Origin of the sequence: Bacillus suaedaesalsae (genome assembly GCF_016890225.1) — a bacterium.
In the GTDB taxonomy this organism is placed as follows: domain Bacteria; phylum Bacillota; class Bacilli; order Bacillales; family SA4; genus Bacillus_BS; species Bacillus_BS suaedaesalsae.
Genome location: NZ_JAFELM010000039.1, coordinates 31,913 through 44,201, shown reverse-complemented (window position 1 = coordinate 44,201; position 12,289 = coordinate 31,913). Strand labels below are relative to the sequence as shown.

The following is a 12,289-nucleotide window of genomic DNA, read 5'->3' as shown; positions in this document are numbered from 1 at the left end:
AACAAAAGGAACCAGAAAGGTAGTCTTTAGGGTTCCTTTTTCATTAGAAATAGTTTAATAAAACTTTTATAGGGGTAATAGTGTATTATAGTTACTACCATGCAGAATGTTGTATCATTTTCTGCAATTTATTATAATATGTGTAGGTTCCAAGTATTTAATTGTCGTAATTATAGAATGCAACCTAGGAAGGACTTTATTATGAGTTTTGCACTTTCAACGTTAAAGGAACAAATTTCTAATATATACTTAATTATTCGTTTATCTATCTACGAATTAAAAAGCACAAACAGTAATAATTATTTAGGTCTTTTATGGGAAATTATAAACCCAATGATTCAAATCAGTATTTACTGGTTTGTATTCGGTTATGGAATAACTGAGGGGAAAGACGTAAATGGAATTCCTTACTTGCAATGGATGCTCTCGGGTATAGCGGTATGGTTTTTTATAAGTCCAGCAGTTATACAAGGTTCAAAGTCCATCTATACACGGATTAAATTAATTGCCAAAATGAACTTTCCTATCAGTGCAATTCCTACATTTGTAATCATATCTAAGTTTTATCATCATGTGGTATTGGTTGGTATTATCCTGGTAATATTACAGTTTTATGATTTTACAATAAGTATCTATTTAGTACAATTATTTTATTTTATGTTTGCTGTTATCGCTTTACTTATTTCCTTGTCACTTATTACTTCAACACTTTCTACGATTGTAAGAGATGTTCAGATGGTGGTACAAGCAATTATGCGTGTCTTGCTTTATTTATCACCAATTCTTTGGACTCCAGATCGCTTGCCAGAATGGGTACAAACAATTATGAAAATTAACCCATTCTATTATATTGTAGAAGGATACAGGGCGTCTTTATTAGGAACATCTTGGTATTTTATTGAAAATATTCAATATACCTTATATTTTTGGGGAATAGTACTGATATTATTTTTATTCGGATCTTATTTGCTATATAAATTTAGAGATCAATTTGTTGATTATCTATAATATGGAAGTGATTGTATGGAATCTGTAGTTTTTCAGAATGTATCAAAGAAATACAAATTATATAAAAAGGCATCTGAAAAGTTATTAGATATTTTCCTGCCTAAAAGTTACGGCGAAAATTTTTATGCAGTGCAAAATATAAGCTTTACTGCCCAACAGGGGGATGTTATCGGAATCGTAGGAGTCAATGGATCAGGTAAATCCACAATATCAAACCTCATTTCTGGGGTTATACCTCCTACATCTGGCAACATTGAGATGAAAGGGGAAGCGTCCTTAATTGCTATATCCTCAGGACTTAATAATCAGCTTTCGGGTAGAGATAATATAGAATTAAAGCTACTAATGCTTGGGTTTACTAAGAAACAGATAAATGAACTTGAAGACGAGATTATCGAGTTCTCTGAGATTGGACACTTTATTGATCAACCAGTTAAGAAGTACTCTAGTGGTATGAAATCAAGATTAGGCTTTGCAATTGCAGTCAATATTGATCCTGATATACTTGTGATTGATGAAGCGCTATCTGTTGGAGACCAAACCTTTGCAGATAAATGTCTAGATAAAATGAATGATTTTAAGAGAAGAGGAAAGACCATTTTCTTCATCAGCCACTCCATTAAACAAGTACAAGAATTTTGTGATAAGGTATTGTGGATTGAATACGGTGAAGTAAAAGACTTCGGAGCTATTAATGAAGTGTTACCGAAATATTCAGCATTTCTTAAGGATTTCAAAGCCATGTCTCCAGAAAAGAAAAAGCAATACCGCGAAGAAGTTCTAAAAAGAAGAAGACAAGGTGTAGCTGCGAATTAATAAAATGCTACCTAAAAAAACCACACTTTTTGAGTGTGGTTTTTGCTTGTTTCCTATAACTGAAAGTTTCATAAAAAGGATATCTATAGCAATCTATGTCCTTCATTATGCCTAATCAAAATATTAATAAATAATTTACCAAGCATTAATATTTATTAAATATAAAAATGTGAAAATTGTAATAAGGTATAGTATCGCAAAAACCTTTGGGAGGGTTTTCTATGTTACTAACAGTAAGAAGAGAATGGCATAAGTTCTGGTACCTAACGTACAACTTTCTTTTAGTTAGTAGGCTTGACGGTGAGAAATACCTATACAAATCAAACTACCATGGTAAGAAGTTGGTACAGCTTTTGTAGCTGTATCTTTTTTATACCTTTAATTGAGAGAAAAATATCAGATGGTGTTGTTTCGCCATGTGAATAATAAAAAGAGCTCAAACTCTATATTTTAATAGAGATTGAGCTTATTTATAAAGTAAAATTAAACATTAAAGACTCGTTTTACTACTTGTTCAGTTGCATTTCCTTTTTCCCATCCGCAAATCTTTTCATAGAACTGATCATATGTGTATTTATACTTTTCTGTGACTTCATTAATATTTTTGATGGAATCAATCACCTCATCTGAAGTCATTAATAACGGGCCGGGTACTTCATTTTCCATATTAATATAGAAGCCTCTTAGAGTATCTCTGTACTTTTCTAAATCGTACGTATAGAAAAGAATAGGTCTTTTTAAGTTAGCGTAATCAAAGAAAACTGAGGAGTAATCTGTTATCAAAATATCTGAAATCAAATATAGGTCAGCTATATCATTATATTTAGATAAATTATAAGCAAAATCCTCAACACCATCAGTTTCAATATTATTAGCAATGAAGTAGTGCATCCTTAATAAGATGATATATTCATCTCCTAGCTCTTCCTTCATCTTTTTAAGGTTTAATCGTAACTTAAACTTATACTTTCCCGCACTGTAAAACTCATCGTCTCTCCAAGTTGGAGCATATAGAACTACTTTTTTAGTAAGTGGAATACCGAGGTTTTGTTTAATCTCTTTTGAAATCTCATCCTTATTTTTTGAATGAAGGGCATCGTTCCTTGGATATCCATATTCTAACATTTCCTTTTCAAACTTAAATGCACTTCTAAAAATGTCAGAAGAATATTGGTTGGCTGAGATCAGGTAATCCCATCTACGTGATTGCTTATAAAAGTGTAATTTATAGTTAGGGTTTGCTGAGTGAATATCATTCATATCAAATACTAACTTTTTTAAAGGAGTGCCGTGCCAAGTTTGGAGATAAACATTGCCTTCACGTTTCGTTAAGTGAAGGGGCAGTCTGGAATTACTTACCCAATACTTAGCCGTTGCCAAATAATAATAATATGAAAAACTAAAACGTTTAATCTGTTTTGCAGGACCAGGTATATTACGTTTTTCATTAAAGATCCAAATATACTTATAATCCGTGTTCTGTTTATACATATATTCATAAATATTTTTCGGACTATCCGAATAATTCTTGCCAAGGAAACTTTCAAACACAATGGTTTTTTCTTTTAATGGTAACTTAATTAAAAAGTTTTGGTATACATAAATTAGTAACTTTGTTCTACCTGATAATGCAGTTTTAAGGCTGCTTAGCCAATTATGTGATTTCAATAAAAATGAAAATCTGCCCTTATTATTCTTTTTAATAGCCTTTAGTTCCTTATTAATAATTGGATTCTGTTTAGGAATATTTTTAAAGTCGAGCTTTTTAGTTGAGATAAAAAGCTGGTTAAAATATCGCTCAATTTTCTCTTGGCTATTCATGATCACAATGATTGAACGACGATAATAATTTAAAAACAAATGATCTAAAAATCTGTCTGCATAAGATTTTTCTTTATAGGTGTTTTTTAAATGGGTGTAAATATTTAAAAAGTCGACCATTTGTTTTTCGTTATCTAATTGCATTAATGAAGGGTTTGTTATTGGATCATTTCTTGTACGCTTATAATAGATGCTATCAGGTACATATGGTATGCTCTTCTTTTCTGCCAATATAGGCAGAATAAATCCTAAATCTGAAAAAAACTGTACCTCTTCGGAAAAGAGTATATTGTTTTCCTTAATAAAATCCCTTTTGATTAAAAGGTGTAATGCTGACATTTTCTTGAATAGGTCAAAACAATTTTCTTCAATAACTGTTTCTTTCTCATTTAGGTTCAAATCATCTGCTGTCATTTTATTTATACTTTTTGTTAATCCAGTAATGATAGAGGATTCCTTTATGTTAGATATTAATAGTTCAAGCGTAGTCTCTGGTATATAGTCATCACTATCCAAAAAGTAGATGTAATCACCAGTTGCTTTATTGATTCCAAGATTTCGTGCTGCCCCGACACCTCGTCTATCAGATAGCTCATATGTAATGATTCTATTATCATTATTAGTCATCTCAGTAATTACTTGTTTGCATGATTGAGTTGATGCGTCATCTATTATCACAATTTCTATATTTTTATATGTTTGGTTGATAACCGAACCAATACTTTCATGAAGAAATTCTTCAGTATTAAATATAGGTATGATTACACTAATCTTCTTATCCATAATTCCCCTCCTGTCAAAATAACTTCGAATGAAGATACCCAACATCTAATATACTCTTATATATTCAATTCATCAATTCATTTAGGGACAAGCTCAACCCTCAAGGTAAATAGATATTAAACCCTATAAAATGGTAAGATTAGTTATAAAACAGAATAACTTAAAGGTGGTTATATGTTGAAAGGAAGAAAATATCTAATTTTAGTATGTTCGATTATTCTACTATCGATTATGATCATTTATTTTTGTATACATAAAATGAGTAAGACTAATGGGGAACATTATGATTTAGTGATATATGGAGGAGGACTTCAAGCAGTAGCAACTGCATTAAATGCCTCGGATGTGACAAAGAGGAATAGCTCAATATTAATCGTGGTTCCTGAAAGGTATTTAGGGAGTATATTAACTGCAGGAGGCCAAAATCTCTTTGATGTGAGAGAGTACAAAGTATCCAAACTCCCAAAAGGGCTTCCAAGCTATTATCCATATCCACAAGGTGGGAATATGTACACGTTTATGAAAGAGCCTTCCATTGTGTTTTCACCAACGTATATGGCTAGTTATTTATTAGAATTAACTAAATTACACCCTAATATCGATATTTTGTTTGAATATGATATTGCCGAAGTTCAAACAAATAGTAGCAAAGATAAAATTAGTTCTATTAAAGTGTTTCCACTTATAAAAGATCAGCATAGCAGATATATTTTTGATGAAGAAAGACCAATAGTAGTACACTCTGAGCACTTTGTTGATGCATCGGAAACAGGAAGATTCATATCCTTATCGGGTTTGTTCAATGGTGTTGTGGGAAGAGGCGATATCGATAAAGATGAGAAACAAATGGCAGCAGGACTTATGATAAAGGTCAAAAATATTAATATGGAGGCTGTTCAAAAGAAGAAAAAAGAAATGGCTCCATTTTTGATTTATTATAGTCACAAAAACAGTCTTGGGATTCTGGGTGGATATGAAATTAATGAAGATAACGAATTTAAAAAATATAGTGACCAAAATCAGTATTTTAGAATAAAGCCCTATAATGGAGGGGAGGATGGTTACACAGGTAAGTGGAAACAATCTGAAGAAACTGAAATGTGGATGAACATGTTATTAATATATGACGTAGATGCAAGGAAATCATGGCGAGATAAGGTTTATAACAATGGGAACTATCCAGAAAATCACTTGTTAGATCCAGAGATTGCACGAGAGATGGCAATCAAGGAAATAAGCAGTGAAGGATTTATTCAGTTGTTAAGAAGGTTGCCTGGGTTATCAAACGTTACTCTAGTCTATGAGGATCATGAGCCCGTTGTCGGGGACATTCTATACATTAGAGAAAGTATCCACTCTACTAATCCTGACGGGTCTTTTGCTTTGAACAAAGAGGCTGTTAGTAAAACAGGTAATGATAGAAGGTATTATGATCGTCGGGTTGGCTTGGGTTACTATAATTTTGATTCAAATTCTTATGAAAAAGGAGAGAGTCTATCAGAAGGAAGACCTAAGGAACCGTGGTATGTACCATATGATGTCTTGTTAAGTCCTAATGTTAGTAATCTTCTTATACCAGGGTATGCAGCAAATATGGATTCCTACACGTTTAGAGCAATGAGAGTGTATCCTAATTTAGTTGTCCTTGGTGATGCTGCAGGTGTAGCAATGGGGCTTTCTTTATTAGGGGAGTTTAACTTAAAACATCCAACAAAAGAACAAATGCAACTGTTACAAACTGAATTAAGTAAGAGAAACGTTATTTTGGATAAATAAATAGAAACTAGTGCTGCTAATATGATAACATAATTATGTTTACATAAGATTCCAATTTTAAGAGGTGGAAGAATGACTAATAAAATTAAAGTGATGACCATTTTCGGTACTAGACCGGAAGCGGTTAAAATGGCGCCATTAGTACTTGAATTAAAAAAACATACAAAAGATATTGAGTCATTCGTAACTGTTACAGCGCAACATAGGGAAATGCTAGACCAAGTCTTAGAAATTTTTAATGTGGAACCTGATTTTGATTTAAATATTATGCAGAATAGACAGACGTTAACTGATATAACGGTAAGAGCTTTAGAAGGCCTTGATAAAATCATGAAAGAAGTTAAACCAGATCTCGTACTGGTTCACGGTGATACGACTACTACATTTGTTGCAAGCTTAGCTGCCTACTATAATCAAATCGCGGTTGGTCATGTGGAAGCGGGTTTACGTACGTGGAATAAATATTCACCTTTCCCTGAAGAGATGAATCGTCAATTAACCGGAATAATAGCTGATTTACATTTTGCTCCTACTGAGAAGGCGGCTCAAAATTTAGTTGCTGAAAATAAATCTGAAGGTTCTATTTATATAACAGGTAATACTGCAATTGATGCATTAAAGACAACCGTATCAGACACTTATCATCACGAAGTGCTTACTAAGCTCGAAAGTGATAGAATGATACTTTTAACGGCTCATCGACGTGAAAATTTGGGTGAACCTATGCGCAATATGTTTAGGGCTATTAAACGACTTGTCCAAGAGTATCATGACATTCAAGTTGTCTACCCTGTTCATTTAAATCCAGCAGTTAGAGAAGTTGCAGAGGAGATACTAGGGGATGACGAAAGAATCCATCTAATCGAACCTCTGGATGTACTAGACTTTCACAACTTTGCCTCAAGAGCTTATTTAATTTTGACTGACTCGGGTGGGGTACAGGAGGAAGCACCATCCCTAGGTGTTCCAGTACTAGTTTTAAGAGATACAACGGAAAGACCAGAAGGGATAGAAGCCGGCACCCTGAAATTAGCAGGTACTGATGAGAATGTGATCTATGATATGGCAAGTACTTTATTAATTGATAAGGATGAATATAACAAAATGGCGAAAGCATCTAATCCTTATGGAGACGGGAAGGCATCAAGTCGGATTGTTCAATCCATTTTACATTACTTTAAGAGAACTGATACTCCTTTGGATCCATTTCGTGTTTAAGGTTAAAGGTATCCCCCAAAAACTAATAGGGGAGAGCAGAGATGAGTAAAAAAATAATATTAGCAGCATTATCTATATGCTTACTGATTGTCTTTTATTTATTTGCATCACGTCCTATCAGTCCTGTTAAACCTACAATTCCTGCTAGTTCTAGCATACCCGCTTTATCCTTGGAAGAAAGAGTCTGTGAAGAAGTTTCAGTGAAATTTGGTGATTGCAAAAAAATCCATTTGTTTGATGCTAATTCAAAGTTAGTTTTTGCCGAGAGTAGTTCGGGAATCATTCCTGTGCTTACCAATGAAGATTTTACTGAATTTAAAAAGATTATTAATTCAACGTTGGATTTCCAAGAGTTTAAAGAGGAGAAAGGCGACAGAGTACCGATAGATTGGCGAGCTAAAAATAATGTTCAAAAGGATTTTTCAGTAATATATGGGTTTGCAGAAGATGAAGCAAAAACCATTGTCATTAATAGTGAAGGCAATATTCAACCCAATAAGTTTTTCGTTCGGGAAAATTTGTGGGTTTGGTATGTTACTTTCCAGAAGGATAAAGTAAAATTACCCGTTGAGGTAACGGTTTATGGTGCCGAGGGTCAAATGATTTATGGGGGAAAAGATTAAACTTACTGCTCATTTGTGGTAAACACCCTATATTTACTCAAAAAAAGCAGTGTGATTTCGGGGGTGAAATCCACTGCTTTTTTTTTGTATTAATAATAGTTCGAAACAGTCATTTAAAGAGAACGACTTCTTTAGTTTTCACTCTTTTTTATCTTATATGGAACTCTTACTGATGGACTAAATAGGTTGATTGCTTCTTTAGCTGTGTAACGGGCATTATTTTTTAATGGAGTCACAGCTGAGTGGAGCTTTTGTTTATATTCTGACTCTTGATTCAGTAACTCAATAATCTGTTGGTATAGTGTATGTTCATTCCAATTATTCTCTCTAACATGGCCAGCTAGTTTTTGATTCGCTTGTTCGGTAAAAGAATCAATTTTAGGGTCATAGGATAGTGAAATAAAAGGTGTGTTTGTAATGGAAGCAAAAATTAATGCATGTAATCGCATTCCAACTAATAATTTTGAGCGTCCAATCATTTCTATTTTTTCATGTATTGATGCATCAAATGGTGCAATGAGGGATGTGGAATGCATCATATTCGCTACTTTTTTTGAAGTGATATCATCATGCTTACCATGCATGGGGATGAAAATGATTTCATACCCTTGTTGAATACATTGGTCTAAAGCCAATGCGATCTTTTTTAAATAGTTGTAATCACTCGTCCAGTTCCTAACAGACACCGTTATGATCTTATTAGATATTTCTTGTTGATTCAACCAAGTGTCTGTTTCCTGTTCGCTTGGTGAAAGTCCGAGGACCGGATCTGGTACAAGGTCTATTTCTTTTCTTACCTTTAGGTTTACTAACAAATCCTTTGAACGTTGGTCTCGAACCGTTATCCGATTAACTCGTTTTAATACCTTTTGAACAACCCACTTATTAACTGATTTGTTTATTGGTCCCATCCCTTGTGCATATACAAAGACGGGTTTTCTTAAAAGGTTCGCTAAATACATTACACTTGTATAATAGGGAACACTTTTCCAGCCTGTCTGATCTTGAAGAAGACTCCCCCCTCCACTAATTAGGCCATCACTCTCGAGAAGGGCAAGGAAAATCTCCTTTACACTCCACCTATTTACTGCCTTTACATCATACTCTTTACTCGTTGAAACAGTATTATTTGATAAAACGGTTATCTCAATAGTAGGGTCATAATATCTTAATGCTTGAATGATAGAATACAGAATGGCTTCGTCACCTATATTATTAAAACCATAATAGCCTGAGAGAAGAATCTTCATCGTTCCACCTTCCTCTTCACTTTAGAATAATAATAAATTCCAGTTCGATATAGTAAGATATATACCCCACCAACTACAAGACCTAACGCAAGACTGTATAGGCTTCGTAATAAAGAAATGTGTAAAGGAATATGTAAATGGGTGAAAGTATTAACGAAAGATAACCATCCAATTGAACCTGGAATTAGTAAGATATATCCTAGTTTCTTACCATGTTGAATAAGATATATACCTACTAAAAATAATGGAAACCCAATAAGAAATTCCTTAGTTCTAGGTCGAACATATAGAAGTTCTTCTAATTTTTGTCTAAAGAAAAGTTCGTAGCTACTAACGGATGCAGCGTTCCCGGTTCTACTTATATAGTACAGGCCAGTAATAGCTAATATACCCAATAGTATTAAGTGCCAATATTTCACGGGTGCTTTAAGCCATAGGATGAACTTACTCAATTTATATCGGTCTTGCTTTGCATATATCGTAAGTACATAGAATATGACAAATAAGATAGGTAACGTGTAGAGCAGCTTTACCCCTCTAAACCCACTGCCGACATGTGATAAATATTCATTTCCATATAGTAATGTTACAAGTAACCAAATACCTATTATGGATAGAAGAATAGATCTCACGTAATTTAGTATCATATTTCGAGCATCTACTTGTGGTATTGATGCATAAATTGCTGTTACGATAGCAACTAAAAGAGCAAGAATTTTAGCTAAGATGCTTATGCCTGAAACTAAATAGAAAATTGAAAGGAAAATTGTAATTCCTACACTTAAGATTCCTAACCTTCTATCCAATATAGATTTAGCAAAGAGAATGATAAAAACTACAATCCCGAATATAACAAAAGTTTTCTCCCAAATAGATTGATTATCTAATTGGAAAGTAGAAGCATTACCTAAGTTGAATTGTGTAGGCATAGATTTTGTTATTTTCGAAAGCAAGAGTGTACTATCTTTAAAATTATTTTCGTTAGAATCATCTGCATACAAATGTAAGAATAAAGCTCGTATATTTCGTTCTTTAACAGCACGAATAGCAGTATCAATGATTTGCGATTCTGTGCGTTCCTCCATTTCTAAACTATGTAACCTAACTACGTTTAGATCCATCATATAGGCATAGGTTGTAAACCCCTTTTGCTCATTAAATTCAGTTGAAAGAATAGTATAACCAATCTTCCGAAACTCATTTGCCCATTTAGACATATTATCCGGATATCCAACTATTTCTTTTCCGGACGGTAGAAGTTTTGTGACTAATGGCCCTTTTATTTCCACAAGTTGTTTAAAGATGAATTCGTTAGAATTAGTAATATACATATTTTCGGGAAAACGAGGTATCAAGTTGAAGTTTGCTCGAGTTATTTCTGTTATTGCCTCACTTGAGTATCCAAGTGGTAACTCTTCTATGTATTCAGGATTGCCAGGTATGAAATAATAATTATGATTATTATGTTCGATAAGTTGGATGTCAGGAAATATTCTAGTAATGGATGGTTCAACATCAAAATATTCTTCTTCATTGATAAAAACATAGGTACCACGTTCTTTTGGTAAGTCGATTTTGGAGTTACTAGCAATTACTAGCTCTAGAAATTGTTCTCGGTTTAGTAATGATACCTTGCCAAATTGCTCTAACAATTTCAATGTTTCTGCTTCTAAGCTGATTGAAGTAAGACCAGAATTTTTTAATTCTTCGAAGACAGTTCTTTTATTCAATCCACCATCAATTAATTCAGCAATTTCATGATAGGGAAGAATTGTCTCGTATAGATTATTGCTTTTCTCTTCGCTATGCCTTTCATAGATAGACGGTAGGGTTATTACTAAAGAAAAACCCAATATAATCCAAAGCCATTTTTTCATAAATTCCTCTCCCAATGCTTCCTTTAATAAATATTATCTTGTATTTAAAACCCTTTGAATTAAGTTGATAATTGGTCGGTAGTTTTTATCGACTAGGCCAACAAACTCGACAATCAGCTCGATAAATACCAATAATATGCCAATAACCAAGAAGGATCCCCAAAGGGTTGTCCGTTCAAAAATAATAGCCGCCACACCGAAAATTCCACTTAGTAAATATATTAATAAAACGGTTTTTTTATGCGAAAAACCTAATTCAATAAAGCAGTGATGGATGTGGGATTTGTCAGGAGTTGATAATGGTTTCTTATTTACGATTCTACGAACAACCGCAAAGAAGGTGTCTGATAAAGGAACACCTAGTATAATGATTGGTATGATTAATGAAACAGTAGTTATGTTCTTAAAGCCAAGTAATGAAATAACTGAAATAATAAAGCCTAAATATAAGGCACCAGTATCACCCATAAAAATTTTGGCAGGATGAAAGTTATACGGTAAAAACCCGAGAGTACTTGCCAATACAATTAAACTTATGATAAACACCAGATTATTGAGATTAAGATAAGCCATGACAGCAATTGTTAAAAGTACAATGCTTGAGACACCGGCGGCCAATCCATCCAGTCCATCAATAAGATTAATGGAGTTAGTAACTAGAATAATCCAAACAATTGTAACTGGAATACTTAGGATACCAAGATGCCATACGATATCAAAGGGTAGGTTGATTAATTTAACGTATATCCCCCCTGATATTACAATACCGGCTGCAATTAATTGACCTAAAAGCTTAATTTTTGCAGACAATTCGTATAAATCATCTAGGATACCAGTTATAACAATAACTGAACTACCTAAAAGAATAGGTACGATATCCCGATTATCCGGTTGGAGTAATAAAACGCCAAATAGTGTACTAAGGAAAATTGAAAGTCCACCTAATCGAGGCATCACCTTAGTGTGAACCTTTCTAGAGTTAGGCTGATCAGTGGCTCCAATTTTTATAGCAAGCTTCCGTATCAAAGGAGTTAAGAGCAAGGAGGAGAGAAAGCAGAAAGCCATTGTCAAAAATAACATAAAGTACACCCCTAAAATCGCAGATTTATACTGCTAT

The 12,289-nt window shown here is 33.5% G+C and carries 10 protein-coding genes; 6 read left to right on the top strand and 4 right to left on the bottom strand.

Going from position 1 to position 12,289, the window contains the following annotated elements; translation table 11 throughout:
* Positions 1 to 201: 201 nt before the first annotated feature.
* From JR050_RS15540 to JR050_RS15530, 3 genes are all read left to right on the top strand, one after another.
* The gene (locus tag JR050_RS15540; RefSeq protein WP_204204440.1) at positions 202 to 1,008 is read left to right on the top strand and encodes an ABC transporter permease; all 807 of its coding nucleotides are present in this window, start codon (positions 202 to 204) and stop codon (positions 1,006 to 1,008) included.
* A 15-nt stretch (positions 1,009 to 1,023) separates the two neighbouring features.
* Entirely contained in the window at positions 1,024 to 1,824 is an 801-nt protein-coding gene (gene tagH / locus JR050_RS15535; RefSeq protein ID WP_204204439.1) for a teichoic acids export ABC transporter ATP-binding subunit TagH, read from the top strand.
* Between the two features lie 221 nt (positions 1,825 to 2,045).
* Positions 2,046 to 2,183 (top strand): hypothetical protein, encoded by a 138-nt coding sequence (locus JR050_RS15530; protein WP_204204438.1) that lies wholly within the window; start codon positions 2,046 to 2,048, stop codon positions 2,181 to 2,183.
* A gap of 124 nt (positions 2,184 to 2,307) precedes the next feature.
* Here JR050_RS15530 and JR050_RS15525 read toward each other — a convergent pair whose 3' ends face one another.
* Positions 2,308 to 4,428 carry a bifunctional glycosyltransferase/CDP-glycerol:glycerophosphate glycerophosphotransferase gene (locus tag JR050_RS15525; RefSeq protein ID WP_239454432.1) on the bottom strand — a complete coding sequence of 707 codons (2,121 nt, stop codon included), beginning with the start codon at positions 4,426 to 4,428 and terminating at the stop codon, positions 2,308 to 2,310.
* A gap of 174 nt (positions 4,429 to 4,602) precedes the next feature.
* Between JR050_RS15525 and JR050_RS15520 the strand changes: the two genes are divergently transcribed.
* The 3 genes from JR050_RS15520 to JR050_RS15510 all read left to right on the top strand — a co-directional run bounded on the left by JR050_RS15520 (position 4,603) and on the right by JR050_RS15510 (position 8,045).
* Positions 4,603 to 6,204 (top strand): FAD-dependent oxidoreductase, encoded by a 1,602-nt coding sequence (locus tag JR050_RS15520; protein ID WP_204204436.1) that lies wholly within the window; start codon positions 4,603 to 4,605, stop codon positions 6,202 to 6,204.
* 72 nt (positions 6,205 to 6,276) lie between these two features.
* The gene (wecB, locus tag JR050_RS15515; RefSeq protein ID WP_204204435.1) at positions 6,277 to 7,422 is read left to right on the top strand and encodes a non-hydrolyzing UDP-N-acetylglucosamine 2-epimerase; all 1,146 of its coding nucleotides are present in this window, start codon (positions 6,277 to 6,279) and stop codon (positions 7,420 to 7,422) included.
* 41 nt (positions 7,423 to 7,463) lie between these two features.
* Positions 7,464 to 8,045 (top strand): hypothetical protein, encoded by a 582-nt coding sequence (locus JR050_RS15510; protein ID WP_204204434.1) that lies wholly within the window; start codon positions 7,464 to 7,466, stop codon positions 8,043 to 8,045.
* A gap of 131 nt (positions 8,046 to 8,176) precedes the next feature.
* On the opposite strand, the gene csaB is transcribed toward JR050_RS15510, so the two are convergent.
* The 3 genes from csaB to JR050_RS15495 are packed head-to-tail and all read right to left on the bottom strand — an operon-like array spanning position 8,177 to position 12,252.
* Positions 8,177 to 9,295, bottom strand: a complete 1,119-nt coding sequence (csaB, locus tag JR050_RS15505) for a polysaccharide pyruvyl transferase CsaB (RefSeq protein WP_204204433.1) — start codon at positions 9,293 to 9,295, stop codon at positions 8,177 to 8,179.
* Positions 9,292 to 11,172, bottom strand: coding sequence for a DUF5693 family protein (locus JR050_RS15500; RefSeq protein ID WP_204204432.1), 1,881 nt, complete (start codon positions 11,170 to 11,172; stop codon positions 9,292 to 9,294). Before JR050_RS15500 ends, csaB begins: the two co-directional genes overlap by 4 nt.
* A 33-nt stretch (positions 11,173 to 11,205) precedes the next feature.
* Positions 11,206 to 12,252, bottom strand: coding sequence for a glycosyltransferase family 4 protein (locus JR050_RS15495; RefSeq protein ID WP_204204431.1), 1,047 nt, complete (start codon positions 12,250 to 12,252; stop codon positions 11,206 to 11,208).
* Positions 12,253 to 12,289 lie beyond the last annotated feature (37 nt).